The sequence below is a fragment of the Streptomyces sp. Y7 genome, from assembly GCF_043195415.1.
Lineage (GTDB): Bacteria > Actinomycetota > Actinomycetes > Streptomycetales > Streptomycetaceae > Streptomyces.
In genome coordinates this window covers 388,115-413,976 of the sequence record NZ_JBIDDQ010000001.1, presented here as the reverse complement: position 1 = coordinate 413,976, position 25,862 = coordinate 388,115, and the positions used below count along the sequence as shown (strand labels likewise).

At 71.2% G+C, this 25,862-nt stretch carries 19 protein-coding genes; 11 read left to right on the top strand and 8 right to left on the bottom strand.

The window, feature by feature from the left end:
- Positions 1 to 122 precede the first annotated feature (122 nt).
- Positions 123 to 1,175: an alcohol dehydrogenase catalytic domain-containing protein gene (locus ACGFW6_RS01730; protein WP_393503359.1), complete on the bottom strand. Its 1,053-nt coding sequence runs from the start codon at positions 1,173 to 1,175 to the stop codon at positions 123 to 125.
- Positions 1,176 to 1,199: 24 nt separating this feature from the next.
- Positions 1,200 to 2,207, bottom strand: a complete 1,008-nt coding sequence (locus ACGFW6_RS01725) for an NADP-dependent oxidoreductase (protein ID WP_393503356.1) — start codon at positions 2,205 to 2,207, stop codon at positions 1,200 to 1,202.
- A 335-nt stretch (positions 2,208 to 2,542) separates the two neighbouring features.
- On the opposite strand from ACGFW6_RS01725, the gene ACGFW6_RS01720 reads away from it, so the two are divergent.
- From ACGFW6_RS01720 to ACGFW6_RS01705, 4 genes are all read left to right on the top strand, one after another.
- Entirely contained in the window at positions 2,543 to 3,508 is a 966-nt protein-coding gene (locus ACGFW6_RS01720; RefSeq protein WP_393503353.1) for a hypothetical protein, read from the top strand.
- A 105-nt stretch (positions 3,509 to 3,613) separates the two neighbouring features.
- Positions 3,614 to 5,503 (top strand): propionyl-CoA synthetase, encoded by a 1,890-nt coding sequence (locus tag ACGFW6_RS01715; protein ID WP_393503350.1) that lies wholly within the window; start codon positions 3,614 to 3,616, stop codon positions 5,501 to 5,503.
- A gap of 401 nt (positions 5,504 to 5,904) precedes the next feature.
- Positions 5,905 to 10,176 carry a discoidin domain-containing protein gene (locus ACGFW6_RS01710; RefSeq protein WP_393503347.1) on the top strand — a complete coding sequence of 1,424 codons (4,272 nt, stop codon included), beginning with the start codon at positions 5,905 to 5,907 and terminating at the stop codon, positions 10,174 to 10,176.
- 114 nt (positions 10,177 to 10,290) lie between these two features.
- Complete coding sequence (locus tag ACGFW6_RS01705) at positions 10,291 to 10,548, top strand: hypothetical protein (RefSeq protein ID WP_393503344.1); 258 nt, start codon at positions 10,291 to 10,293, stop codon at positions 10,546 to 10,548.
- A gap of 19 nt (positions 10,549 to 10,567) precedes the next feature.
- Here the strand turns inward: ACGFW6_RS01705 and ACGFW6_RS01700 are convergent, their stop codons facing one another.
- Entirely contained in the window at positions 10,568 to 11,452 is an 885-nt protein-coding gene (locus tag ACGFW6_RS01700) for an NAD-dependent protein deacetylase (RefSeq protein ID WP_393503341.1), read from the bottom strand.
- A 184-nt stretch (positions 11,453 to 11,636) separates the two neighbouring features.
- On the opposite strand from ACGFW6_RS01700, the gene ACGFW6_RS01695 reads away from it, so the two are divergent.
- Positions 11,637 to 12,641 carry an RNA polymerase subunit sigma-70 gene (locus ACGFW6_RS01695; protein ID WP_393503338.1) on the top strand — a complete coding sequence of 335 codons (1,005 nt, stop codon included), beginning with the start codon at positions 11,637 to 11,639 and terminating at the stop codon, positions 12,639 to 12,641.
- Complete coding sequence (locus tag ACGFW6_RS01690) at positions 12,638 to 13,093, top strand: DUF6069 family protein (protein WP_393503335.1); 456 nt, start codon at positions 12,638 to 12,640, stop codon at positions 13,091 to 13,093. Before ACGFW6_RS01695 ends, ACGFW6_RS01690 begins: the two co-directional genes overlap by 4 nt.
- 21 nt (positions 13,094 to 13,114) lie before the next feature.
- Here the strand turns inward: ACGFW6_RS01690 and ACGFW6_RS01685 are convergent, their stop codons facing one another.
- The 3 genes from ACGFW6_RS01685 to ACGFW6_RS01675 are packed head-to-tail and all read right to left on the bottom strand — an operon-like array spanning position 13,115 to position 15,485.
- Complete coding sequence (locus ACGFW6_RS01685) at positions 13,115 to 13,348, bottom strand: hypothetical protein (protein ID WP_393503332.1); 234 nt, start codon at positions 13,346 to 13,348, stop codon at positions 13,115 to 13,117.
- 59 nt (positions 13,349 to 13,407) lie between these two features.
- On the bottom strand, positions 13,408 to 14,802 hold the full coding sequence (locus tag ACGFW6_RS01680; protein ID WP_393503329.1) for a sensor histidine kinase: 1,395 nt from the start codon (positions 14,800 to 14,802) through the stop codon (positions 13,408 to 13,410).
- Positions 14,799 to 15,485, bottom strand: a complete 687-nt coding sequence (locus tag ACGFW6_RS01675) for a response regulator transcription factor (protein ID WP_393503326.1) — start codon at positions 15,483 to 15,485, stop codon at positions 14,799 to 14,801. The genes ACGFW6_RS01680 and ACGFW6_RS01675 overlap by 4 nt, the downstream gene beginning before the upstream one ends.
- Before the next feature lie 88 nt (positions 15,486 to 15,573).
- Here ACGFW6_RS01675 and ACGFW6_RS01670 point away from each other — a divergent pair, with 88 nt between their 5' ends.
- The 3 genes from ACGFW6_RS01670 (at position 15,574) to ACGFW6_RS01660 (ending at position 19,232) form a co-directional block, all read left to right on the top strand.
- The gene (locus ACGFW6_RS01670; RefSeq protein ID WP_393503323.1) at positions 15,574 to 16,167 is read left to right on the top strand and encodes a hypothetical protein; all 594 of its coding nucleotides are present in this window, start codon (positions 15,574 to 15,576) and stop codon (positions 16,165 to 16,167) included.
- Positions 16,168 to 16,239: 72 nt separating this feature from the next.
- The gene (locus tag ACGFW6_RS01665) at positions 16,240 to 18,507 is read left to right on the top strand and encodes an MMPL family transporter (RefSeq protein ID WP_393503320.1); all 2,268 of its coding nucleotides are present in this window, start codon (positions 16,240 to 16,242) and stop codon (positions 18,505 to 18,507) included.
- On the top strand, positions 18,504 to 19,232 hold the full coding sequence (locus tag ACGFW6_RS01660; protein WP_393503317.1) for an LmeA family phospholipid-binding protein: 729 nt from the start codon (positions 18,504 to 18,506) through the stop codon (positions 19,230 to 19,232). Before ACGFW6_RS01665 ends, ACGFW6_RS01660 begins: the two co-directional genes overlap by 4 nt.
- A gap of 24 nt (positions 19,233 to 19,256) precedes the next feature.
- Here ACGFW6_RS01660 and ACGFW6_RS01655 read toward each other — a convergent pair whose 3' ends face one another.
- On the bottom strand, positions 19,257 to 21,428 hold the full coding sequence (locus ACGFW6_RS01655) for an MMPL family transporter (protein WP_393503315.1): 2,172 nt from the start codon (positions 21,426 to 21,428) through the stop codon (positions 19,257 to 19,259).
- Positions 21,429 to 21,950: 522 nt separating this feature from the next.
- Between ACGFW6_RS01655 and ACGFW6_RS01650 the strand changes: the two genes are divergently transcribed.
- Together ACGFW6_RS01650 and ACGFW6_RS01645 are read left to right on the top strand one after the other, a co-directional pair.
- Positions 21,951 to 23,159 (top strand): sensor histidine kinase, encoded by a 1,209-nt coding sequence (locus ACGFW6_RS01650; protein ID WP_393503312.1) that lies wholly within the window; start codon positions 21,951 to 21,953, stop codon positions 23,157 to 23,159.
- A complete protein-coding gene (locus ACGFW6_RS01645; RefSeq protein ID WP_393503309.1) occupies positions 23,156 to 23,830 on the top strand; it encodes a response regulator in 675 nt (224 codons plus the stop codon). Before ACGFW6_RS01650 ends, ACGFW6_RS01645 begins: the two co-directional genes overlap by 4 nt.
- Here ACGFW6_RS01645 and ACGFW6_RS01640 read toward each other — a convergent pair.
- Positions 23,824 to 25,845, bottom strand: coding sequence for an acetoacetate--CoA ligase (locus ACGFW6_RS01640; protein ID WP_393503306.1), 2,022 nt, complete (start codon positions 25,843 to 25,845; stop codon positions 23,824 to 23,826). The two genes, ACGFW6_RS01645 and ACGFW6_RS01640, sit on opposite strands and share 7 nt — an antisense overlap.
- Between the last annotated feature and the right edge of the window lie 17 nt (positions 25,846 to 25,862).

The window sequence follows — 25,862 nt, the reverse complement described above, 5'->3', positions numbered from 1 at the left end:
GGACCTGCATCGCGTGGGCTGAGCCCGGTGTCCCGGGCTGCACCGACCAGGCTGAGCCCCGCCCCCCGGTCCCTCCACCGCGCTGGCCGCCCGGGCCGGCCGCCCGGGCACCGGATGAGAGATCAGCCCGTGGGGTCCAGAACGATCTTGCGGACGCCGTCGGAGCGCCCCGCGAACAGTTCGTACGCCGCCGGGCCGTCGGACAGCGCGAAGCGATGGGAGACCACGGCCTCGGGCTTGATCCGGCCGGCACGGGTGAGGGCGATCAAGGGCGGGAGTTCGTAGTGCACCGAACACAGCCCGATGGCGAACTCCAGTTCCTTGATCTGCGCCAGTCCCATGTGGAAGGGAAACGCCTTGCTCTGGCTGACCCCGATGACACTGACCCGGCCGGCCTGTCGGACGGCCTTGAGGGCGAGTTCGATCGTGGTGTCCGAGCCCACGGCCTCGACCACGGCGTCCGGCCCGCGCCCGCCGGTCATCTCCCGTATGGCCGCCCGCACGTCCTCGCCCTCGACCGGCTCGACACCCAGCGTGGCGGCGAAGGCGCGGCGCTCCGCGACCAGGTCCGTGCCCAGCACCCGCGCGGCGCCCATCGCGAACGCGGACTGGGCGGCCATGAGGCCGACGGGACCGAGGCCGACGACCAGGACCGTCTCGCCGGGCTGGATGCGGGCGCGCCGACAGCCGTACCAGGCGGTGGGGGCATTGTCCGTCAGGACGATGGCGGCCTCGTCGGAGATGCTCTCGGGCAACCGCACCAGATTGACGTCGGCGCAGGGCACCGCCAGGGCCTGCGCCTGGCTGCCCGGGAGCTGCGGGCTCACTCCGTAGCAGAGCTCCGTGCTCGACTTGGCGCGCTCGCACCGGGCGGTGAACCCGGCCGCGCACGAACCGCACTGCGCACAGCCGACGGACGCGGGCACCAGAACCCGGTCGCCCGGCTTGAAGCGGGTGACCTGGCCGCCGGTCTCGACGACCACGCCGACGCATTCATGGCCCGGGGTGTAGCCGAGTTCCGGGCTGAACGGGTTGCCGCCGTAGATGTGCAGGTCGCTGCCGCAGATGCCGGCCGCGGTCACCTGCACCACCGCGTCGGCGGGGCCGGCGACGACGGGGTCGGGGACATCGCCGTACCGGATGTCGTGACGGCCGTGGTAGGTCAGTGCCTTCATCGGTCTTCTCTCCGCTCAGCCCGGTCAGTCGGCGATCTTCAGCACCAACTTGCCGTGGTTGTCACCACGGAACAGGCGCATCAGCGTTTCGGGGAAGGCCGTGACCGGGCCGGACACCACGTCCTCCAGGGACGTCAGCCGGCCCTGCGCCCGCCACGTGGCCAGTTGGGCGACGCCCTCGGCGTACCGGTCGGCGTAGTCGAACACCACGATGCCCGTCATGGAGGCCCGGTTCACCAGCAGTGACAGGTAGTTGGCCGGGCCCTTGGGCTGGGTGCTGTTGTACTGGGAGATCGCGCCGCAGACGACGACGCGCGCACCCCGGGCCAACCGCAGGAGTACGGCGTCCAGCACGTCGCCGCCGACGTTGTCGAAGTACACGTCGACGCCGTCGGGGGCGTGTTCGCGCAGCGCCTTGCGGATGTCCTCGCTCTGGTAGTCGATCGCGGCGTCGAATCCGAACTCGTCCACCACCAGCCGGCACTTGGCCTCGCCGCCGGCGATGCCGATGACCCGGCAGCCCAGGATCTTGGCGATCTGCCCGACGACGCTGCCGACGGCCCCGGCCGCTCCGGAGACCACCACGGTCTGCCCGGGTTCGGGACGCCCGACGTCGATCAGGCCGAAGTAGGCCGTCAGGCCCGACATACCGAGCGTGCCGAGATACGTCGGCAAGGGGGCCGCCGCCGGGTCGACCTTGGTCACGTCGCGCCCGTCCGACACGCAGTACTCCTGCACGCCGAACCCGCCCGACACATGGTCGCCGACCGCGAATCCGGGATGGCGGGAGTCGATCACGCGTCCCACGGCGCCGGCGCGCATCACCTCGCCGAGCTCCACCGGACGGATGTAGGACCTGCCCGCGTTCATCCAGCCGCGCATCGCCGGGTCGATCGACAGGCAGAGCACCTGCACCAGGAACTCCCCGTCGCCCGGCTGCCCGGCCGGCTCCTCGACGTGCTCCCAGTCGGTGGGCCGCGGCTCTCCCACGGGACGTGCGGCCAGGCGCACCTGACGGTTGATTCTGGTCATCTCCGGCGGCTCCTTCGACGGTCGAGCTGACACGGTGGCCGGTACGGCCGGCAGCTTGCCGTCGTGGCACACCGACCTTCCCCTGGGCATACCGTCTGGTCGGTACGGGTGGAGCGTACGGGTGGCACGTGGCTCGCGGCAAGAGAGAGCCCGGTATTCAGGTGCCGTGGCCGCTTCCACCGGGACGAGGTCCGGGATGATCGCGGCGACGGCGCGTTCCCTCATACCCGCAGCTCGCGAACGGCAGACCCGCGCCGGAGCTGTGATGCGGCTGTGACCCGGAAGTGTGGCTTCCGCCACGGTCGGCCCTTCTCGCGCCCTGATGAGGTGGGCCCATGCGTACCGCCGCCGCCCCCCTCTTACCGGTCCTCGCCGTGGCCCTGGCCCTGGCGGGATGCGGGCAGGAATCCGACCCGCCCACATCCCACGCGAGCCCCACCTCCTCGAACGACCCGCGCTTTCTGCCGCTTGCCGCGTACGACATGAGCGACGACGACAGCAGCACAGTCGGCAGGGCTCGGTGGACGCTGGCCAAGGAGTGCATGGTGCGCCTCGGTTTCGCGGGCCTGAAGGAGCTCGACATCGATCCCCTTCCTGCCTGGCCCCGGCGCCCCGCGGGCACCGGAGTGGTGCAGCTCGCCCTCTACGCCTCCGACGACCTGCGCTACGGCGTCCAGGACCCGGAGGAGGCCGCGCGGTACGGGTACCAGGGGGCGCGGGCCGAGCATGAGCGCCGCTCTCCGGACAGGGACTGGACGCTGTCCGAACACCTCGCGCTCACCGGCCAGTTCGTCGCCGAGGACCCCAAGAGCGTGCACGGCCACCGCATCCCGAGGCGGGGCTGTCTCGGCGAGGCGGACCGGGCGATATACGGTTCGAATCCGCAGGACCGCAAGGATCCGGTCCTCGATCTGGAGACCGAGAGCCTGGAGCAGGGGAGGCGGTCTCCCGCCTGGAAGGCCGTGGACAGGAAGTGGGCGTCCTGTATGCGCGAGGCGGGCTACCCCTACGCGAGCCCCAGGGACGCCGAGATCGGAGAGGACCGCCGGCGTCAGGAGCTGGAGGAGCGGTTGAACGGGGCGTCCCGTGATCCTGACGGGCCCTCCGCCCTCGAGAAGCGGACCGCGGCCGCCGACGCCCGCTGCAAGCAGCGGACCGGCTACGTCCGCACCGTGCACGCCATCGACGTACGCGTGCAGAACGACCTCGTCGCCCGGCACCGAGGGGCGCTGGAGGCACACCGCCGCTGGAACGAGGACGCGATCCGCGCGGCCGAGGAGATCCTGGAGGACCGCTCGTGAGCGCGTGACGCGTTCCCGGTGGCCGCGGACGGCTTGGCCGATCGCATGATCGACGTGTGACATGGTGGCGGGCGGGCGACCACGACTCTGGTCAAGGAGAGCGCGATGGGAATGTACGAGGACGTCTTCCGGGCCAGCCTCGAGGACCCCGAGACCTTCTGGCTCCGAGCGGCGGAAGGCGTCGACTGGGAGGTGGCGCCGTCCCGCGCCCTGGACTCCTCGGGCGCGCCCTTCCACCGCTGGTTCCCGGACGGCCGCCTCAACGTCTGCTTCAACGCGGTGGACCGGCATGTCGAAGCCGGCCGGGGCGAACAGCCCGCGCTCGTCTACGACTCGCCGGTGACCGGCACCCGGCGTACCTACACCTACGCCGGGCTGAGGGACGAGGTGGCGGCCTTCGCCGGAGCCCTCGCCGGGCTCGGTGTAGGGCACGGCGACCGCGTCGTCATCTACATGCCGATGGTCCCCGAAGCCGCCATCGCGATGCTGGCCTGCGCGCGTATCGGCGCCGTCCACTCGGTCGTCTTCGGCGGCTTCGCCCCGCCCGAACTCGCGGTCCGTATCGACGACGCCACCCCCAAGGTGGTCGTCTCCGCCTCCTGCGGCATCGAGGGCGAGCGTGTCATCCCGTACAAGCCTCTGCTGGACCGCGCGATCCAACTCGCCGGGCACAAGCCGGACAAGCAGGTGATCCTTCAACGTCCGCAGGAGCGCGCGGAGTTGGGTCAGGACGATCTCGACTGGGTCGACCTGGTCGCTGACGCGTCACCGGCCGCCTGTGTCCCGGTGGCCGCGACCGACCCGCTCTACATCCTCTACACCTCCGGAACGACCGGAAAACCCAAGGGCGTTGTCCGCGACTGCGGCGGTTGTGCCGTGGCCCTGCACTGGTCGATGGGCGCCGTGTACGACATCGGCCCGGGCGAGACGATGTTCACCGGATCCGATGTCGGCTGGGTCGTCGGGCACTCGTACATCGTCTACGGGCCGCTGCTGGCCGGCGCCGTGACCGTGCTGTACGAGGGCAAGCCGGTCGGTACCCCGGACGCCGGCCAGTTCTGGCGGGTCGCCGCCGAGCACGGTGTCAAGACGATGTTCACGGCGCCCACCGCCTTCCGCGCCATCAGGAAGGAGGACCCGAAGGGCACCCTCGCCGCCGCGTACGACCTCTCCCGGCTGCGCTACCTCTTCCTCGCCGGCGAGCGCCTCGACCCCGAGACCTACCACTGGGCGAGCGCCCTGCTGGACATCCCGGTGATCGACCACTGGTGGCAGACGGAGACAGGGTGGCCGATCGTCGCCAACCCGGTCGGCATCGAGGCCGTCCCCGTCAAACCGGGCTCGCCCACCCGCCCCCTGCCGGGCTGGGACGTCCGGGTCCTCGACCCGTCGGGGCAGCCCGTGCCCGCGGGCGTCGACGGCGCGATCGTCGTGAAGCTCCCCCTGCCGCCCGGTTCGCTGCCCACCCTCTGGAAGGACGACGCCCGTTTCGTCGCCTCCTACCTCTCCGCCTACGACGGCTACTACCTCACCGGCGACAGCGGGCACCTCGACGAGGACGGCTACGTGTACGTCATGGGCCGCACCGACGACGTCATCAACGTCGCCGGACACCGGCTGTCCACCGGCAGCATGGAGGAGGCCCTGGCCGCGCACCCCGACGTCGCCGAGTGCGCGGTGATCGGTGTCGCCGACGCCCTCAAGGGGCAGGTGCCGCGCGGCTTCGTCGTCCTGAAGGCGGGCACCGCCCGCGAGCCGGGGGAGGTCGAGGCCGAACTGGTCCAGCTCGTACGCGAACGCATCGGAGCCGTCGCCTCCCTCAAGGAGGTCGCCGTCGTGGCGGCGCTGCCCAAGACGCGCTCGGGGAAGATCCTGCGCAGGACGATGCGCGGTATCGCCGACGGCCTGGACGAGCCCATCCCGTCCACGGTGGACGACCCGAGCGTCATCGAGACCCTGCGCCCCCTTCTCGTTCGGCCCGATCACACCGCGTGAACAGGCCGCCGCAGCGGCAGCCTGCTGCTTGACACCGTTTACGCAAGAACTTGCGCGGCTTACGCGCGCTTGCGTTCCGTGGACGTAAGTCCTGCAATCCATGGCCCGGGCCGCAATCCTCGATGTGCCGCCCGCTCGAAGGCCGCGGCGGCGTCCGCCACTTGACCGGTTGGCCTCGCATGCGCCGCAGGCGTCGCACTCACCTCTGAGTCGTGGGTGCTTCTGGTGAAACTTGTGTTGTCTCAGCTGTAGACCATCGCTCAGTGCTCTGCAATATTTCGATGAATCAATGCAAAATCCTGCCACGAAGCGCTTCTGAGGATCACGCACCGCTGCCGTAAGGAACGAGCCGCCCTCGCCGCCCCATCCGGCGTGCGAGCCTCCGTAGGAAGTGACCCCGTATGACTCCACACCAGCCGAGACCCCCACGCCGGCGCGCAGCGACCACGCTGATCGCCCTGGCCGTCATGGTGCTGGGCCTGCCCGCCGTCGGAGCGCACGCGGCCGACGTGCCCAGGGACACCGGCGACGCCGCCACTACGGCGGGCAGCGCCGGCGCCGGACACCAGGCCGCCCACATCACCGACGGCGACACCGACACCTACTGGCAGGCCGAGAAGAAGTCGGCCCAGTGGGTGCAGACCGACCTCGGCCGGACCCAGCGCGTCCGTCAGGTCGTGCTGCGGCTGCCCGAGCACTGGAAGACCCGCCGGCAGACACTGGCGCTCCAGGGCAGCGCCGACGGCAAGACGTTCGCCACGCTCAAGCCGTCGGCGCCGTACGTCTTCAGCCCCGGCAACGCCAACACCGTGAAGATCTCCCTGCCCGCCACCCTCGCCCGGTACATACGGGCGGACTTCAGCGCCAACTCGGCCGCCCCCACCGCCCAGCTCGCCGAGATGCAGGTCCGCACGACCGCCGCCGCCACCCCCAACCTCGCCCAGGGCAAACCCTTCAGCGAGAGCGGGCACGCCGATGTCTACGGCGCCGCCAACGCCGGTGACGGCAACCGCAACACCTACTGGGAGAGCACGAACAACGCCTTCCCGCAGTGGCTCCAGGTCGACCTCGGCTCCTCCCTCAAGGTCAACCAGGTGACTCTGCGGCTGCCCGGCGGCTGGCCGAGCCGCAGCCAGACCCTCAAGGTCCAGGGCTCGACCGACAACCAGAACTTCACCGACCTGACGGCGTCCAAGGCGTACACCTTCGACGGCTCCGACGACCAGTCGACGACCATCTCCTTCGACGCGACCACCACCCGCTACGTACGCGTGCTGATCACCGCCAACACCGGCTGGCCCGCCGGGCAGGTGTCCGAGCTGGAGGTCTACGGACCGGCGACAGGCGACACCCAGGCGCCCTCGGCGCCCGCCGGCCTGAGCTACACCGAGCCGGCCGGCGGACAGATCAGACTGACCTGGAACGCGGCCACCGACGACACCGCCGTGACCGGCTACGACATCTACGCCAACGGCCAGTTGCGGGCGAGCGTCGCCGGGAACGTCCTGACCTACACCGACACCCAGCCGGCCGGCAGCGACATCACGTACTTCGTCCGGGCCAAGGACGCCGCGGGCAACGTATCGGCCAACAGCAACACCGTCACCCGCAAGGGGGCCGGCGGCGACACACAGGCCCCCACGGCACCCGGCAACCTCGCCTACACACAGTCCGGCAGCGACGTGAAGCTCACCTGGCAGGCGTCGAGCGACAACGTCAAGGTCACCGGGTACGACGTCTACGCCGACGACCAGCTCGTCAGGACCGTGGCGGGTGACGTGACGACGTACACGGACACCCCGGCCGCGTCCGCCACGGTCACCTACCACGTGAAGGCGAAGGACGCCGCCGGAAACGTGTCGGCGGCGAGCAACAGCGTCACCCGCCCCGGGTCCGGCACCGGCTCCGACCTCGCCCGGGGCAAGCCCATCGAGGCTTCCTCCCACACCTTTACCTATGGGGCCGCGAACGCCAACGACGGGCAGACGAGCACCTATTGGGAGAGCGGCGGCGGCGCCTACCCGGCCACCCTCACCACCGAGCTGGGTGCCAACGCCGACCTCGGCCAGGTCGTCGTCAAGCTCAACCCGGACGCCGCATGGTCCACGCGCACGCAGAACATCCAGGTGCTCGGACGCGACCAGGACGCCACGTCCTTCACCAGCCTCGCCGCGGCGAAGGACTACACGTTCAACCCGGCGAGCGGCAACACCGTGACCATCCCGGTCTCCGGCGCCGCCGCGGACATCCAGCTCAAGTTCACCTCCAACACCGGCGCCCCGGGCGCGCAGGTCGCCGAGCTGCAGGTGATCGGCACCCCGGCGGCCAACCCCGACCTCAAGGTCACCGCCCTCACCCACTCACCCGCCTCTCCCGTCGAGTCGGACGCCATCAGCCTCACGGCGACCGTCACCAACAGCGGCAGCAGGGCCTCCAAGGCGACCGACCTGAACTTCACGCTCGGCGGCACCAAGGCTGCCACGGCCGACGTTCCGGCCCTCGCGGCCGGTGAGTCGAAGACGGTCACCGCGAGCATCGGCACCCGGGACGCGGGCAGTTACACGGTCGGCGCCGACGTGGACCCCTCGAACAAGGTCATCGAGCAGAACGACGCCAACAACTCCTTCACCCGCTCGGACGCCCTCGTCGTCAAGCCGGTCGCCAGCTCCGACCTGCTCGCCGCGCCGGTCTCCTGGAGCCCGTCCAGCGCCTCGGCCGGTGACGAGGTCAAGTTCACCGTGGCGATCAAGAACCAGGGATCGGTGGCCTCCGCGTCCGGCGCTCACGGCGTCACGCTGACGATCCAGGACTCCAAGGGCGCCGTCGTCAAGACACTCACCGGCTCCCACAGCGGCGCCATCGCCTCCGGCCAGACGACCGCCCCGGTCGGCCTCGGCTCCTGGACGGCAGCCAACGGCAAGTACACCGTCAGGACGGTCATCGCCGACGACGCCAACGAACTGCCGGTCAAGCGCGCCAACAACACCACCGAGCAACCTCTGTTCGTCGGACGCGGCGCGGACATGCCGTACGACATGTACGAGGCGGAGGACGGCACGGTCGGCGGCGGCGCCAAGGTGGTCGGCCCGAACCGCACGATCGGCGACGTCGCGGGCGAGGCGAGCGGCCGCAAGGCGGTGACGCTCAGCGGAACCGGACAGTACGTCGAGTGGACCACCCGCGCGGCGACCAACACCCTGGTGACGCGCTTCTCCATCCCGGACGGCACCAACACCACGCTCAACGTCTACGTCGACGGCCAGTTCCTGAAGCCCATCGACCTCACCTCCAAGTACGCCTGGCTGTACGGCAACGAGACCGCGCCCGGCAACTCGCCCGGCTCCGGTGCCCCGCGCCACATCTACGACGAGGCGAACCTGCTGCTCGGCAAGACCGTCCCGGCAGGCTCCAGGATCCGGCTCCAGAAGGACGCCGCCAACAGCTCCACCTACGCCATCGACTTCATCAACACCGAACAGGCGACGGCGAACCCGAACCCGGACCCGGCCGCCTACGCGGTCCCCGCCGGCTTCTCCCACCAGGACGTGCAGAACGCCCTCGACAAGGTCCGGATGGACACCACGGGCAAGCTCACCGGCGTCTACCTGCCCGCCGGTGACTACGAGACCTCCAGCAAGTTCCAGGTCTACGGCAAGGCGGTCAAGGTCGTCGGAGCAGGTCCCTGGTTCACCCGCTTCCACGCTCCCGCCTCGCAGGAGAACACCGACGTGGGCTTCCGTGCGGAGGCGAGCGCCAAGGGCTCGACGTTCGCCGGCTTCACCTACTTCGGCAACTACACGTCCCGGATCGACGGTCCGGGCAAGGTGTTCGACTTCTCCAACGTCTCCGACATCGCCATCGACGACATCTGGGTCGAGCACATGGTGTGCCTGTACTGGGGCGCCAACACCGACAGCATGACCATCAGGAACTCCCGCATCCGGAACATGTTCGCCGACGGAATCAACATGACGAACGGCTCCACGGACAACCACGTCGTCAACAACGACGCCCGGGCCACGGGCGACGACAGCTTCGCGCTGTTCTCGGCGATCGACGCGGGCGGCGCCGACGAGAAGAACAACCTGTACGAGAACCTGACGTCGACGCTCACCTGGCGTGCGGCCGGTATCGCCGTCTACGGCGGCTACGACAACACCTTCCGCAACATCCGGGTCGCCGACACCCTCGTCTACTCCGGCATCACCATCTCCTCGCTGGACTTCGGCTACCCGATGAACGGCTTCGGGACCGAACCGACGACGATCGAGAACGTCTCCCTGGAACGGACCGGCGGCCACTTCTGGGGCTCCCAGGTCTTCCCGGCCATCTGGGCGTTCTCCGCCTCGAAGGTCTTCCAGGGGATCCGGGTCAACAACGTCGACATCGACGACTCCACCTACGGAGGCGTCATGTTCCAGACCAACTACGTCGGCGGCCAGCCGCAGTTCCCGGTCAAGGACACGATCTTCACGGACATCTCCATCACCAACTCCAAGAAGAGCGGCGACGCGTTCGACGCGAAGTCCGGGTTCGGCATCTGGGCCAACGAACTTCCCGAGCCCGGTCAGGGACCCGCCGTCGGTGAGGCCGTCTTCCGCAACCTGCGGATGAGCGGCAACGCCGAGGACATCCGCAACCGGACGACCACCTTCAAGATCACCATCGAGTAGCTCCCACCGGTGTCACACAGAGCGGGGTCGCCTTCGACGAGGGCGGCCCCGCTCACCCTTGATGCGGGGCTATCGTCGGATCTTCCGGCGAGCCCGTACCACTTGGAGGTCTGTATGGCCGATCAGCCCCTCAAAGCCCACTTCGTGGCTGAGCCGATCGTGCTTCCCGACGGCCGAAGGATCGGCGTCAGCGCGTACCCCGACGGCAGCATCCGTTTCCGCGTGGACGGACTGCCGTACGTCCTCACCGAGGCGTATCTCAGCGGAAACCCTGAGAAGGACAAGGCGATTGTGAAGCTCTCGCCCGGCAAGCAGGGGAGCGCTGCGGCATACAACTACGCCGAGGAACTGGAGAAGAGGAACCAGGGCTAGGGGTCTGTGCGGAAGGACCTCACTCGACCGCGATGTCCAGCTGCTCGGCGACGGTGCTGAGGGCTGTTCCCAGGGGCAGGGCGATGCGGGTGGTGGCGTGGCGGTCGCCTCGGGTGGGGTCCCGGTTGATGATGAGCACCGGTTTCTCGGTCTCGGCTGCCAGGCGGACGAACCGAAGCCCGGACATCACCGTGAGTGAGGAACCGAGAACCAGCAGTGACTCCGCTTCGCGGATCAGTGTGCGGCAGTGTGCGACGCGCTCTGGGGGCACGTTCTCACCGAAGAACACGACATCCGGTTTGAGGATGCCTCCACAAAGCGTGCAGGGCGCGACCCGGAAGTCCCCGACCTGCTCGTCGGTGAGGTCGGCGTCGCCGTCCGGGTTGAGGGCCGCGGCCACCGGGTCGAAGCCGGCGTTGGCTTCTTCCAGACGTTCGGCGAGCTCAACACGCGGGCTGAAGGTGCCGCAGGAGAGGCAGACGACCCGCTGCAGGCTCCCGTGGAGCTCCACGACATCCGTGCTGCCCGCCGCCTGGTGCAGGCCGTCGACATTCTGCGTGATCACACCGGCGAGCAGGCCGTGCCGTGCGAACGCGGCAACGGCCCGGTGCCCCGCATTCGGGCGAGCACGTCCGAAGGTACGCCAGCCCAGGTGGCTGCGCGCCCAGTACCGGCGCCGCGCCCGCTCGCTCGTGGTGAACTCCTGGTACGTCATCGGCGTGTGCCGGCTCAGGCTCCCGCCCTCACCCCGGTAGTCGGGAATACCCGACTCGGTGGAGATGCCCGCGCCGCTGAGCACGAGCAGACCGCCCGAGCGCAGCGCCTCGGCGACCGGCCGCAGATCCGTGCCGGCCGCCGGCCAGTCCTCGGTCGGGGTCCAGGTGAGCGTGGGTCGCATGCGCATGCGACCAGGGTACGTAGCGGGCCACGGTCAGTCCCTCTTTCGCTCGGGCGTGATGCCGGACGGGGGATCGAGGATCGCGTCCGCGATCACCAGGGCACCACTCGCCGCGACGATTGATGAGTTTTCGCGCCCTCGCCCGTCACACCTACGAAGGGACGACGCGACGAGGCGGAAGGATGACGTGATGAGTGCGGACACGCGGCTGGAGGAGCTGGGCGTGAGCGGTCTGGGCGAGGTCGACGAGGCGGAGTTCTCGGGGCTGGCGGAGCGGTACCGGCGGGAGCTGCACGTGCACTGCTACCGGATGCTCGGGTCGTTCGAGGACGCCGAGGACACCGTGCAGGAGACGTTCCTCCGTGCCTGGCGGCGGCGGGAGACCTTCGAGGGGCGGTCGACGTTCCGGGCCTGGCTGTACCGGATCGCCACCAACGCCTGCCTGGACCTGCTCGCCAAGTGCCGTCCGGAGCCCGCGACCGGCGGCGAGGTGCTGTGGCTGCAGCCCTACCCCGACCGGCTGCTCGACGAGCTGTCCGCGGGCGACGCGGACGAGCCCGAGGCCGTCGCCGTCGCGCGGGAGACGATCGAGCTGGCGTATCTGGTCGCGGTCCAGCACCTCGCGCCACGCCCGCGGGCCGTGCTGATCCTGCGGGACGTGCTGGGCTGGCCGGCGAAGAACGTCGCCGAGCTCCTCGGGGACTCCGTCAACTCAGTGAACAGCGCGCTGCAACGCGCCCGCGCCGGCATGCGGGAGCACCTCCCCGCCGAGCGGCAGGACTGGACCGGCGGCGACCAGGACGCCGGGACGCGCGAGCTGGTGCGCCGCTACACCGACGCCAGCGTGGCCACGGACATCGACCGGCTCGCCGCACTGCTGCGGGACGACGTCCGCTGCTCGATGCCGCCCACGCCGGGCCTGTACGTCGGCCGCGACGCGGTGGTGAAGGACTGGATCGAGAGCGGCTTCGTGGGCATGAAGGGCCTGCGTACCGTCCTCACCTCCGTGAACCGCCAGCCGGCCGTCGCCTTCTACCAGCGGCGGGAGCGGGAGGGCGCCTACCTGCCGCTGACGATCGACGTCCTGCGTGTCACCGGCGGGGCGATCGCCGAGATCGTCACGTTCCACGACGACCGGTTCCCGCGGCTCGGGCTGCCGGAGCGCCTGCCGGCGGACGGCAGGGAGCAGGCATGACCAGCACGCACGACGATGGGGTCGTCGCAGGCCGGGCAGCGGACCGGACCAGCCACACCCACCGGCTCCGCGGGCTCGCCGGCACCGGCTTGCCTGCCGCGCTCGCGGCGACACTGGCGACCACGCTCGCCGCGGCGCTCGCCCGGACCGCCGGCGTCGACTTCCAGATCCCTGATGGCGGCGACACGATCCCGTTGTCCGGGTTCGCCGTGGTGACCGGCTTCTTCTCGCTCGTGGGCATCGTCATCGCCGTCGCCCTGCTTCGGTGGAGCGCTCGCCCCGCCCGGCGATTCGTGTGGACGGCGGTGACGCTGACCGCGATCTCGTTGATCCCGCCCGTCCTCTCGGGGGCGAACACGGCCACCATCGCAGCCCTCCTCGGGCTCCACCTCGTTCCCGCGGCGGTGATGATCCCCACCTTGGCGCGAAGCCTCCGCACCCGGGCCGATTGACGTCCCCACGCAGGTGCTCGCTCACAAGGGATCAGCGGCGTTGCGCGTCGCCGCGCTCTTCGCCCGGCGTTGGAACGTCGACCCGTACGTACCCTCCGTGATCCCCTGGACGACCCGGTCGACAGCTGCCCGTCGCTCCGTGTCGTCCGTCAGGGCCAGGGCCTGGTCCAGGTCCTGGCGCAGGCGTCGTGGCATGCTGCGTTCCTTCGCGGCGGTGGTGCGGCGTCGCGACCCTTTGCCGAACAGCCTGTTCATCCTGCTCCTCCTCCGCACGGCCGTGGGGAGGAGCCTGACGGTGTGCGGCTACGCCCACGTCAGGGGTTTGTCAGGGGCGTGTAAGGAGGGGCGGAGTGGGACGGCAGCCGGACGGTGAACCAGGCGCCGCCTTCCGGCGCCTGTCCCCGCGCGGTGATGGCGCCGCCGAGCCGGCCGGCCAGGCGGTGGGCGATGGCCAGTCCGAGGCCGCTGCCGACCGGGCGGACGCCTCGGTAGCGGTCGGTGAGGGCTCCGCGTACGAAGGCGACCTCGATGTCGTCGTCGGTGAGCCCGGGACCGCCGTCGCGCACCTCCAGCAGGGCCCCGGGACCGTCCGCTCGCAGGGCCAGGACGACGGGCCGGCCGGCCGGGGTGACGCGCAGGGCGTTCTCGGCGAGGCCGTCGAGGAGTTGACGTACGCGGAAGCCGTCGGTGGTGATCAGCACAGGGTGCCCCGGACGCTCGACGCGGAAGTCGACATCGTGCCGGGCACACCGTGCCGACCAGGCGCTCGCGGCCTCCGCCACCAGAGCGTCGAGGTCGACCTCGGCGATGTCGAGGCGGAAGTCGTCGGCCTCCAGCCGCGCCAGGGCGAGCAGATCACCGACGAAGTGCTCGAGGCGTTCGATCTCGGTGCGCAGGATGCGGCCGGCCTCGGGCACCTCCTCGCCGGTGATCACTTCGTCGGCGAGTGCCTCGGCGTACCCGCGGGCCGTGGTCAGGGGGGTGCGGATCTCGTGGGAGACGGAGAGCAGGAAGTCGCGTTGGCGGTTCTCGCTGTGGGTGAGGGCCGTGTCCAGGGTGTTCAGCGCGCCGGCCAGTTCCGCCACCTCGGCGGGGCCTTCCGCGGGAACCGTCACTCCGCGGGCGCCCTCCGACAGCCGGTGCGCGGTGCGCGCGGCCGAGACGAGCGGGCGCGCCAGACGCCGGGCCAGCAGCGCACCGGCGAGGGCCGCCCCGGTCAGGCCCAGGACCAGCGGCAGCGCGAGGCTGCCGCGCATACGGTCGGTGGCCCGGTCGACGGCGCTCATCGGCTGGGTGAGCACGAGACCGCCGCCGGTCGGGGTCGGCGCCCCCTCCACCAGTACCTCGTGGCCGTCGAGACGCGCGGTCGTGGACACCCCGTCGCCGGAGAGCAGCGCGGCACGGCTCCCGGCGCCGACCGCGGCGGCCGCCGGACCGTCGATCTCGCCCGAGGGCCGCACGATGGCGAGACCGATGTCGTCGGGCCCCGCGATGCGTTGCTGCCGTTCGAGTATCCAGAAGGCCAGGGGAGGGGTGCGGGCGAGCACCTCCGCCTGCCGGGAGAGCTGGTCACGTTCCTGCGCCTCCGCGTTGACGCGGATCGTTCGCCAGGCGAACAACCCGGTCAGCAGGACGGCGACCGCGGCCACGGCGCTGGTGAGCAGGACGATGCTCCTGGTCAGTGAACCGCGGCCGTCCACGGTGCTCATCGGCCGCTGTCGGAGACGCTGTAACCGACCCCGCGGACGGTACGCAGGAGGCTGGCGTCACCGAGCTTGGCGCGCAGTTGCGAGACGTACACGTCCATCACGCGCGTGTCCCGGTAACCGGCGTACCCCCAGACCTGGGCCAGGAGTTGCTCGCGGGTGAAGACCTGGCCGGGATGGTGCATCAGGAAGGCCAGCAGGTTGAACTCGGTGGTCGTCAGCTCCACCGCCCGGTCGTCGACGTGCAGGGTCCGGCGGCCGGTGTCCAGCGTGAGACGGCCGATCCTGCGCACCGGGTCGAGCCGTGGGCCGGCGGCACGCCGCAGCAGGCTCTTGACGCGCGCGACCAGTTCCTGCGGGGAGAACGGCTTCGTCAGATAGTCGTCGCCGCCCAGCTCCAGCCCCAGGACGCGGTCGGTCACCTCGTCCCGCGCGGTCACGAACAGCACGGGCGTCCAGTCGCCCTCCTCGCGCAGCCGCCGGCAGACCTCCATGCCGTCCATGCCGGGCAGGGCGATGTCCAGCACGATCGCGGCCGGGCGCATCCGGTGGACGGCGGCCAGCGCCGCGTCCCCGGTGGTCTCGACGTGGACGCCGAATCCCTCCCGGCTCAGATAGCGCCGCTGGAGGTCGGCGATGTTCCGCTCGTCCTCCACGACCAGGACGAGCCCCTTGCTCTCCGACATGTGCCCTCTCCTCGCAGCCCGCTCCCCGATGCTAACCAGCCCCGCTTTTGGTGAGCGCCCTCACGACCAGCCCTTACACGCCCCGAACATGCGCCGAACCTCCGTCTCGCACGCCACGGCGAGGCTGAGGCCCGAGATCGACCAAGGGGAGGACCTCGTGAACCGCATCCGCAGCGCCGTGTCCCGCAGGACCGGCACCGCAGCACTGGCCGTCACGGCCGCCGCCGTCACCGGACTCGTGTGGACGACATCGTCGCCGTCCGGATCGCCGACGGCACCGAGCGCCTCGGCGGTCGGCCTGGCCGACGCCGACACGGTCGGCCTCGTCGCCGGCGACCCACGGCCCCTGCCCGGCCGGCTGCCCGAGGATCTCCGCGCGGACCTGCGCAAGCTGCACACCCTGGACCCCGCGGCACGACAGGAGGCGGCGGCGAAGATCTGGCAGGACGCCCTGGACGGCCACTACGGCCGCCGGGTGGAGCTCCGTGCCGAAACCGCCCAGCGGCGCTTCCAGGCGCTGCCCGGGGAGCTTCAGGACGACATCGAGGAGCTGCGGGGGCTCAGCGGGGACGAGCGGGCCGAGCAGCGGACGGATATCCGCGACAAGGCGCTCTCCGGCGCGTACGGCCGCCAGGTGCAGCGCTGGGCGGAGCGGCGCGCCGACTTCTGGCAGCAGGACTGAGTGCCGACACGGATGACTCCCGCTCACCGACCGCTGACCCCGCCCCACGAGGGCCCGACCAGGAACGACGGCATGACCGACGCCCCGGAAACGTCCCAGGAACCCGAACACCGCGCGGCACCCGCGGTCGTCGGCCGGCTCCACCGGCTCGGCCGCTGGTGCGCACGACGACCGTGGTGGGTGATCGCCGCCTGGCTGCTGGTGCTGCTGACCGCCCTCGGCGCCGACCGGGCCTGGGGCGGCACCTACGACGACGACTTCGCCCTTCCCGGAACCGCCGTGCAGACGGGAGCCGACCTGCTCGACGCCCACGGATCCGACACCGTGCGCGGCACCGCCTCACAGATCGTGCTGCACACGGACACCGGGTCCCTCGGCACGCACCGGGACGCCGTCGGCGCCGCGGTGACCGCGCTGGAGGAGCTGCCCGAGGTGATCTCGGTGGCCGATCCGCTGAGCACGCCGGGCACGGTCTCCGCCGACGGGACCACCGGCATCATGACGGTCCGCTTCACCCAGAACCCGACCCGCTTCGAGACCTCCTACCTGGACGGCGTCGACGACGCCGTGCACGGACTGCGGGCCGACGGAGTCGAGGTCGAATACGGCGGCCCGCTCGGCCAGTTGGCCCGCCCGAAGGCCGAGGACCGGCTGTCCGAGGTGATCGGACTCACCACCGCCGTGATCGTGCTGCTGGCCGGGTTCGGCAGCCTTGCCGCCGCCGGGCTGCCGCTGCTGACCGCCGTCGTCGGACTGCTGTCCGGCATGGCGCTGCTCGGCCTCCTGGCGGCCGTGTTCACCTTCGGCAACGCGGCGCCCACCCTGGCCACGATGATGGGACTCGGTGTCGGCGTCGACTACGCGCTCTTCCTGATCACCCGTCACCGACGCCTCCTGCACGACGTCGACGAACCGGCCGAGGCCGCGGGCCGGGCGATGGCCACCAGCGGCCGCGCGGTGATCGTCGCGGCGGCCACGGTCGCCCTCGCCCTGGGCGGGCTGTACGCGTCCGGCGTGACCTTCATCGGCACCCTCGGCGCCGCCGCGGGCCTCACCGTCCTGGTCGCCGCGGTCGCCGCCCTCACCCTGGCCCCGGCGCTCCTCGGCGTCACCGGCCGACGCATCGACCGCTGGCGGGTACGCCCGCCGGCCGACGAACCCAGCGGCACGGCCGACGCCTGGCACCGCTGGGCCGCCACGGTGGGCCGGCGCCCCTGGCTCTTCCTCGCCGCCGGCGGTCTCGTCCTGGCCGTCCTCGCCATCCCCGCCGCCTCCATGCGCCTGGGCCACGTGGACAGCGGCGCCAACCCCACCGACTACACCGACCGACGCGCCTACGACCTGGTCGCCGACGCCTTCGGACCCGGCACCAACGGTCAGTTCACCGTCGTCGCCCACCTGGGCGACACCGCCACCGACCTCGCCGCCCTCTCCGGATCGCTGCACGACACATTGGCGTCGACCCCCGGCGTCGCCCACGTCAGCACGCCCGTCACCAGCGAAGACCGCGCCCTGCTCATCACCACCGTGACACCCGACACCGGCCCCCAGGAGGAAGCCACCTCGGACCTGATGCACCGCCTGGAGGACGACGTCCTCCCCGACGCACTCTCCCGTTCGCACGCCGAGGGCTACGTCACCGGCGTGACCGCGGCCCAACTCACCTTCCGCGACGTGGTCGTGGACCGTCTGCCGGTCATCGTCACGGTCGTCGTCGCGGCGTCCTTCCTGCTCCTGCTCACCGTCTTCCGCAGCCTCCTCGTCGCCCTCAAGGCCGCCCTGCTCAACCTGCTGTCCATCGGCGCGGCCTACGGCGTCGTCGTCGCGGTCTTCCAATGGGGCTGGGGCGGCGGCCTGTTCGGCGTCGACGAACCCGTGCCGGTGGAGTCGTACGTGCCGATGATGATGTTCGCGATCGTCTTCGGGCTGTCCATGGACTACGAGGTCTTCCTGCTCTCGCGCATCCGCGAGGCGTGGCTGCACACGAAGGACAACCACCTCAGCGTGGCCACGGGACTGGCCGGCACCGCCCGCGTCATCACCTGCGCCGCACTCATCATGACCAGCGTCTTCCTGGCCTTCCTGCTCTCCACGAACGTGGTCATCAAGATGCTCGCCCTCGGCCTGGGCGTCAGCGTCGTCATCGACGCCACCGTCGTCCGGCTCATCCTGGTGCCCTCCACCATGTACCTCCTCGGGCGCGCCAACTGGTGGCTGCCGCACTGGCTGGACCGGCTGCTGCCTCACCTGGATCCCGAAGGCGCGACACCGGCGCACCCCGCGGCCCGGGACGCGGACGCGGCGGTTCCCGTCCAGGCCGGATCGGGGGATCGCCGGTGATCCGCGCCGTGTTCAGGCGGCATCGCGCCGTTGCCGTGACGTCCGTCGTCCTCACGGTCGTCCTGCTCACCGCCGCCGTCGCCGAACTCGCGGCCCGCACACTGCTGCACAGCCGCCTGTCCACCGTCGCGGGCAGGGCCCTCGGCCGGGGCAGCGCCGTCGACATCGAGGGCGGTCCGGCGCTGCTCGCCCTGTTCGACCGGCACCTCGACGCCGTGACCATCAGCAACGACGACGCCACCCTCGGCCGGATCCCCGGCGTGTCCGTCCGTGCCCGGCTGGAGGATCTACGGCTGACCGCCGACCGTTCCGGCACCGTCGCCCGCACCCACGCCGACGTCGAGGTGCCCGCAGCCGCACTGCAACACATGGCCGGCACACCCGACGGCCGCCTCCCCGTCACCGCCGTACACCTCGACGACCGGGCAGACACCGTCACCCTCGACCTCGGCCGGGGCGGACTCGGGCAGGCCACCCTCCGGCCACGCCTCCAGGACGGACGGGTCACGCTGCACCTGGCCGGCGTCGAGATACTCGGCAGCCCCGCGCCGGCCCGACTCGTCGACCGGATCCAGAACGGCCTGACGAGCCGCACCGGCGTGGACTACCCCCTGGGGCTGAAGGCCACCACACTCGACGTCACCACCAGGGGACTGGCCGTCGGACTGGACGCCGGCCCGGCGCGGCTGCCGGCAGGACGGGAGTCGACGCGGGCCCGCGGCTGACAGCTGTGCGTCGGGCTCGTGACGTCAGTCGCCTCGCGAGGCGGGCGCGAGCGCGGGCTCCGTCGCAGGCGCGGCAGCGGCCTCGACGGCGACGCGGGGCAGGCGTCGGTCGAGGGGGCGGGGCAGCCACCAGGCGGCGCGACCCAGCAACGCCATGGCCGCGGGGACGAGCACCATCCGGACGACCGTGGCGTCCAGCACGATGGCCGTCGCCAGTCCCAGGCCCATCATCTTCACCAGGGGCGAGGGGTTGGCGACGAAGCTCAGGAACACCACCGCCATGATCAGCGCCGCCGAGGTGATCACGCGGCCCGTGACGGACATGCCGCGCGCCACGGCCTCGGTCGGGTCACCCGTGGCGTCGTACTCCTCGCGGACGCGTGAGAGCAGGAACACCTCGTAGTCCATGGACAGACCGAAGAGAACCGCGAAGAAGATCGTCGGCAGGGGCGAGGCGATCGGCAGGGTCTCGTCGAGGTTGAACAGCCCGCTCAGCCAGCCCCATTGGAAGACGGCCACCACCACGCCGTACGCGGCGCCGATCGACAGCAGATTCATCATCGCGGCCTTCAGCGGAACCACGACGGAACGGAACACCAGCATCAGCAACAGGAACGACACCACGAGGATCGCGGCCACGAACACCGGCAGGGTGTCGGTGAGTTGCCCGGTGAGGTCGTCGGTCATCGCGGTCAGGCCCGACACCGCGACATTGTCGGGAACCAGGTCGCGGACGCGGGCGAGGGTGTCGGAGGTCGCGGGATCCGCGGGGGCGGTGGTGGGGATCGTGGGCAGCACGACCGTGTCACCCTGCACGGAGAACCGCGGCTCGCCGACCGTCGCGATGCCGGGATCGCCGGCCACGCGCCGGGACAGCCCGGGGATGCCCGCGGCGTCCACTCCGGGGCTGCGCAGGTCGGCGACGATCATCAGCGGGGCGTTGAAGCCGGGGCCGAAGCCTTCCGCCAACAGGTCGTAGGCCCGCCGGTGGGTGGTGCCGGTCGCGTCGTTGCCCGCGTCGGGGAACCCCGTCTCCATGCGCAGTGCCGGGACCGTCAGCGCCAACAGCGCCGCGGACGCGGCGAGGAGATAGGGCCACGGCCGGCCGGAGACACGATGGGCGAACCGCCACCATGCCGTCCGCTGCGGGTGCTCGGGCCCCTTCACCCGGCGCGGAAGAAGACGCCGGCGCCGCTCCTTGTGGATCCGCTCTCCCAGCAGGGTCAGGAGCGCGGGCAGCAGCGTCAGGGCCGTCGCCACGGCGAACAGCACGACCAGCGACGTGCTCAGGCCGATCGAGGTGAGGAAGCCGAGGCCGGTCAGGGCGAGCGCGGACATCGCCACGACGACGGTGCCGCCGGCGAACAGGACGGCGGCACCCGACGAAGCCATGGCGTTCGACAGGGCGGTGGAGTTGTCCTGGCCGGCGGCACGGTTCTCGCGGCAGCGCGCCACGATGAACAGGGCGTAGTCGATGCCGACACCGAGGCCGATCATCGCGCCGATGGTGGGCGCGGCGGTGGACACGTCCATCGCGTGCGCCAGCAGGGCGACGCTGCCCAGACCGGCGGCGACGGCGACCAGGGCGAGCGCGACCGGGACCAGCGCGGCCACGAGCGTGCCGAACGCCACCACCAGGATGACCAGGGCCGTCAGCAGACCCGCCGCCTCCGCGCCGGACGTCGGCGTCTCGGCGTTGATGAAGACGGCGTCGCCGCCGAGTTCGGCCACGACACCGTCGTCGCGTACCGGTTCGATCGCGTGGCCCAGAGCAGTGATCTGCCCGGGAGCCACCTCCATCGCCGGTACGTCGAAGGCGACTTGGGCGAACGCGATCCGTCCGTCCGGCGAGACGTTTCCGGCGGCGAAGGGATCGGTGACCGTGGCGACGCGCTCCACGTCGGAGATCCGCGCGACCGCGGCCTCGACGGCGGGCCGGTGCCCGTCGATCCGCTCACCCTCCGGCACGGCGAAGACCGCCATGGCACTGCCGCCCGACGCTTCCGGGAAACGCTCCTCGAGCAGCTCCATCGCCTCCTCGCTCTGACTGCCGGGGGCGACGAGGTCGTCCACGAACGAGCCGCCCGCCACGGCGGCCAACGGCAGGACGAGGGCGAGCGCGGCCACCCAGGCGGCGATGGTCATCCACGGTCGGCGGGCGCTCGCGTCGCCGATCCGGCGCGTAAGTCGGTTCATGGCTGGGGCTCCTGTGGGGTGGCCGCCTCCCGGCGGCACGGATCGTGGGAGGGTCGTCGACCGGCGGCGCGGAGCGTCGGCCGGCCACCGATCGGCGACGCGAGTCGACGCGCGTCGTGGAACGGCCACCGACCGGCGGTCGAGCGAGGGTGGAACGGCCACCGACCGGCGGCGTGGAACGTGGGACGGCTGCCGACTGGCGGCGTGGAACGTAGGACGGCCACCGACTGGCGGCGTGGAACGTGGACTGCCACCGACCGGCGGTGCCGCTCGGTGTGCCGGGGCAGGTGGCTTGAGCGGTTCCATCGTGGGCGCCGGCCTCACGCCCGTCTCCCGCCGCCCGGGGGGTCCGTTCCTCCCGCGGCCGGCGGGGAGAACGGGACGGTCTCTCCGTCCGGCGACGGAGGGCGGCATCCGCCGCCGGACGGGTGACGGTGCCTCGGAGCTGGAAATACGATGGCCTGCCCGGTGCGCTCCACCTCACCTGCGCCAGGGCACCGGACGGCCCTTCATGGAGCGACGATGAACGAACCGGCGCCGCACACCGAAGCACCGGGCCGCCGCGGGCCCGGCAGGTTCCGCGGCCCGTTCACGCGATGGCCGCGTACCGCGGACGCGGTCCTGGCGACGGCGTTGTTCCTGCCGACGGCGCTTCTGGAGGAGGCTCCGGGGGACGCGGTCGCCGTCCGCCCCCTCTCGGACATCCTGCATCCCGCGCTCCTGCTCTTCCTGGCGGCCGGTGCCGCGTTGTACCGGCGGCGGAGCAGGCCGGTGGCGGTGCTGGGCGTCGTGCTCGTCGCGTGGGCCGCGACCCTCGGGAGCAGCCACTCCACCCTGGGCGCAATGGTGATCTTCGCGTTGTACGGCGTCGGGCGGTACGCCGAGGACAACCGGTGGGGCCCCCTCGGCGTCGTCGCGGCCGTCACCGCGCTCACGATCGACGGCCTCCTCCTGTCCGTCCCCTGGGGGGACATCGGCTTCGGCGCGTTCGTCATGTCCGGGGCCTGGTACCTCGGTCGGCGGCTACGGCTGCGAGCCGGACGGGCCGCCCGGCTCGTGGAGGAGCAGGCCGCCGAGGCGCGACGGATCGTGACCGAGGAGCGCACGCACATCGCCCGTGAACTGCACGACGTGGTCGCCCACCGGGTGAGCATGATGACCGTGCAGGCCGGAGCGGCGCGGATGGTGGCCGCCGAGGATCCACAGGGTGCCCTGGAAGCGATGGCCGCGGTGGAGGAGGCAGGACGTCAGGCGCTGGACGAACTGCGCCACCTGCTGGGGGTGTTGCGGCCGGACGCCCAACGCGACGGCCTGGGCCCCCAGCCGGGTCTGGCCGATCTGCCCCGGCTCGTGGCCGAGGTGCGCGAGGCGGGCCTGGACGTCTCCTTCTCCGGCGGCGACCGGGATCCCATTCCGGCCCGCGTGGACCTGTCCGCGTACCGCATCGTCCAGGAGGCCCTGACCAACGTCCTGAAACACAGCGGACCCGGTACCCGCACCGAGGTGAACCTGCGAGGGGGAGGCAACGGCATCACCATCGAGGTCCTCGACGACGGCCGTGGTGCCGCCGTCGGCTCCGTCGCGACGGGTCAGGGGAGCCGGCCCGGCCACGGCATCGTCGGCATGCGGGAAAGAGCCCTTCTGCTCGGTGGAACCCTCGACGCGGCTCCGCGTCCCGGGGGAGGATTCCGGCTCACCGCGCATCTGCCCATCGAGGGGGACCCCACGTGAGCATCCGCGTCGTCGTCGCCGACGATCAGGCGCTGGTACGCCGGGGCTTCACCATGATCCTCCGGGTCCACCAGGACATCGAGGTCGTGGCCGAGGCGGGCACCGGACTCGAAGCGATCGAGGCGGCCCACCTGCATCGCCCCGACGTGATCCTCATGGACATCCGCATGCCCGAGATGGACGGCCTCGAAGCGACCTCCCGGATCCTCAAGGAGGCCGACTGGGGAGCGCGGGTGCTGATCCTGACGACCTTCGACCCGGACGAGTACGTCTACAAGGCGCTGCGCTCCGGCGCCAGTGCCTTCGTCCTCAAGGACATTCCTCCCGAACAGCTGGCCACCGCCGTACGCACGGTCGCCGAGGGAGGGACGCTACTGGCCCCCTCGATCACCCGGCGCCTCATCGACCGGTTCGCCCAGCGCCGCGTCAACACCGTCGCCGCGGCCCGCCTGGAACGCCTCACCGGCCGCGAACGCGAGATCATGACCGCCGTGGCCCGGGGAGCGAGCAACGCGGAGATCGCCGAGCGGCTCGTCATCGGACCCGCCACCGTCAAGTCACACGTGTCGAGCATCCTCACCAAACTCGGCCTGCGCGACCGGATCCAGATCGTGATCTTCGCCTATGAGAGCGGCCTCATCGAAGCGGGGGACCACGATGTCGGTCACTGACGGCGCCCCGACGGCGGGAGGCCCGCACCCGCCGTCGGCAGCCGAGGGTCGGCGAAGTCGGCGAACCAGGCGAGCATCTCGGAGTGCGTCACCGCCCCTGCGCTGCTGACATCGGCGACGGCGGAGCCCTGGAGGATGCGCTTGACCGGTACTTCGAGCTTCTTGCCGGTGAGCGTGCGCGGGACGGCGGGAATCTGCACGATCACGTCGGGCACGTGGCGCGGGGACAGGCGGCGTCTGACGGCCAGGGCGATCTGTTCCCGCAACACGTCGTCGAGGGCGACGCCATCGGTGGTCACGACGAAGAGCGGCATGAAGTAGCCGCCGTCCGGCAGTTCCACGCCGACGACGAGGCTGTCCGAGACCTCGGGGAGCTGTTCGACGACGTCGTAGATGTCGGCGGAACCCATCCGCACGCCCTGACGGTTGAGCGTCGAGTCGGAACGGCCGGCGACGACGACCGACAGGTCACTCTCGATCGTGACCCAGTCCCCGTGCCGCCAGATCCCGGGGAAGACGTCGAAGTAGGCGTCCCGGTAGCGGGTGCCGTCCGGGTCGTCGACGAAATGGAGGGGCATGGACGGCAGCGGAGCGGTCACCACCAACTCGCCCTGCTCGCCCGTCAGCGGGAGCCCGTCGGCGTCCCAGGACGCGAGCGCGACTCCGAGCGCGGGGCACTGGATCCTGCCCACCTGCACCGGCAACAGGGCGGAACCGCCGGCGAGGACCGAGCAGACGTCGGTGCCGCCGCAGATCGACTGCAACCAGACGCCGGGGGAGAGGTGTTCGTAGACCCAACGCCAGGTGCCGGGCGGCAGGGACGAACCGGTCTGGAGGAGGGAACGCAGTCGCCGGAGGTCGAACTCGGCCGCGGGCCGCGTACCGGACTTCTCGACGGCCGTGAGGTAGGCCGCGCCCACGCCGACCATGGTGGCGCCGGTCTGTTCGGCGACCCGCCAGGCCCCGTTGACGTCCGGGAACGTCGGGCTGCCGTCGTACAGGATGATCGTGCTGCCGTGCAGCAGGCCGCCGACGAGGAAGTTCCAGACCATCCAGCTCGTGGAGGTGAGGAAGAGGTAGCGGTCGTCGCTGCGCAGGTCCGCACCCAGGCCGAGGGCCTTGAGGAGTTCGACCACGATGCCACCGTGGCCCTGAACGATCCCCTTGGGTATCCCGGTGGTCCCCGATGACCAGAGGATCCACAACGGGTGGTCGAAGGGCACGTCGGCGAATTCGAGGGGTGCCTCGGCGGCCGGCAGGGCGGACCACGTGTGCTGTTCCAGCCCGAGCCGCGCCGACCAGGGTTGGGTCGGAGCCCCGAAGAGGTTGTCGACCGCGAGGATGTGACGGAGGGTGGGCAGTCCGTCGGCGAGCTCGGCGACCGCCTGGCGCCGGTCGTACGTCCTGCCGCCGTGGCGGTATCCGTCCGCGGCCACCAGGACGGAAGGCCGCGCCTGCCGGAGCCGGGCGAGCACGCTCGGCGTGCCGAAGTCAGGGGAGCAGACCGTCCATACGGCGCCGACGGCGGCGGTGGCCAGCAGGGTGACGACGGTCTGCGGGAGGTTGGGAAGGTACCCGGCCACGCAGTCGCCGGGGCCCACGCCCATACGGCGCAGGGCCGCGGCGACGTCCGCGACCTGGCGGTGCAGCTCCTGCCACGAGGTTTCCACCGGAGTGCCGCCCTCGGCCAGGCCGACCAGCGCCGGGTGGGCGTCGGTGGCCTGGGCGAGGCATCGCTCGGCGAAGTTCAGCCGGGCCCCGGGAAACCAGTGGGCGCCCGGCATCGACGCATCGCTCAGCACCTCGTCGTAGCGGGTGACCGAGTCCAGCCCGTAGAACTCCCAGACGGCCGACCAGAAGCCGGGCAGATCCGTGGAACTCCAGCGCCACAGCGCGGCGTAGTCGGAGAAGTGCAGCCCCCGCGTCTCGCTCACCCAGTCCATGAAGCACGCGACGTTGGAGTCCTCCAACTCGCGGCGACCGGGAGACCACAGCGGGCCGGTTTCGGTGTTCATCGTCGCCTTTCGAGGGG

What these genes read in the sequence shown, in the direction of transcription:
- ACGFW6_RS01680 (WP_393503329.1), bottom strand. Translation starts at nt 14,802, where the DNA reads ATGAGCACCGTGGACGGCCGCGGTTCACTGACCAGGAGCATCGTCCTG.
- ACGFW6_RS01670 (WP_393503323.1), top strand. Translation starts at nt 15,574, where the DNA reads ATGCGCCGAACCTCCGTCTCGCACGCCACGGCGAGGCTGAGGCCCGAG.
- ACGFW6_RS01720 (WP_393503353.1), top strand. Translation starts at nt 2,543, where the DNA reads ATGCGTACCGCCGCCGCCCCCCTCTTACCGGTCCTCGCCGTGGCCCTG.
- ACGFW6_RS01700 (WP_393503341.1), bottom strand. Translation starts at nt 11,452, where the DNA reads ATGCGCATGCGACCCACGCTCACCTGGACCCCGACCGAGGACTGGCCG.
- ACGFW6_RS01725 (WP_393503356.1), bottom strand. Translation starts at nt 2,207, where the DNA reads ATGACCAGAATCAACCGTCAGGTGCGCCTGGCCGCACGTCCCGTGGGA.
- ACGFW6_RS01685 (WP_393503332.1), bottom strand. Translation starts at nt 13,348, where the DNA reads ATGAACAGGCTGTTCGGCAAAGGGTCGCGACGCCGCACCACCGCCGCG.
- ACGFW6_RS01710 (WP_393503347.1), top strand. Translation starts at nt 5,905, where the DNA reads ATGACTCCACACCAGCCGAGACCCCCACGCCGGCGCGCAGCGACCACG.
- ACGFW6_RS01705 (WP_393503344.1), top strand. Translation starts at nt 10,291, where the DNA reads ATGGCCGATCAGCCCCTCAAAGCCCACTTCGTGGCTGAGCCGATCGTG.
- ACGFW6_RS01690 (WP_393503335.1), top strand. Translation starts at nt 12,638, where the DNA reads ATGACCAGCACGCACGACGATGGGGTCGTCGCAGGCCGGGCAGCGGAC.
- ACGFW6_RS01695 (WP_393503338.1), top strand. Translation starts at nt 11,637, where the DNA reads ATGAGTGCGGACACGCGGCTGGAGGAGCTGGGCGTGAGCGGTCTGGGC.
- ACGFW6_RS01715 (WP_393503350.1), top strand. Translation starts at nt 3,614, where the DNA reads ATGGGAATGTACGAGGACGTCTTCCGGGCCAGCCTCGAGGACCCCGAG.
- ACGFW6_RS01655 (WP_393503315.1), bottom strand. Translation starts at nt 21,428, where the DNA reads ATGAACCGACTTACGCGCCGGATCGGCGACGCGAGCGCCCGCCGACCG.
- ACGFW6_RS01730 (WP_393503359.1), bottom strand. Translation starts at nt 1,175, where the DNA reads ATGAAGGCACTGACCTACCACGGCCGTCACGACATCCGGTACGGCGAT.
- ACGFW6_RS01640 (WP_393503306.1), bottom strand. Translation starts at nt 25,845, where the DNA reads ATGAACACCGAAACCGGCCCGCTGTGGTCTCCCGGTCGCCGCGAGTTG.
- ACGFW6_RS01650 (WP_393503312.1), top strand. Translation starts at nt 21,951, where the DNA reads ATGAACGAACCGGCGCCGCACACCGAAGCACCGGGCCGCCGCGGGCCC.
- ACGFW6_RS01665 (WP_393503320.1), top strand. Translation starts at nt 16,240, where the DNA reads ATGACCGACGCCCCGGAAACGTCCCAGGAACCCGAACACCGCGCGGCA.
- ACGFW6_RS01675 (WP_393503326.1), bottom strand. Translation starts at nt 15,485, where the DNA reads ATGTCGGAGAGCAAGGGGCTCGTCCTGGTCGTGGAGGACGAGCGGAAC.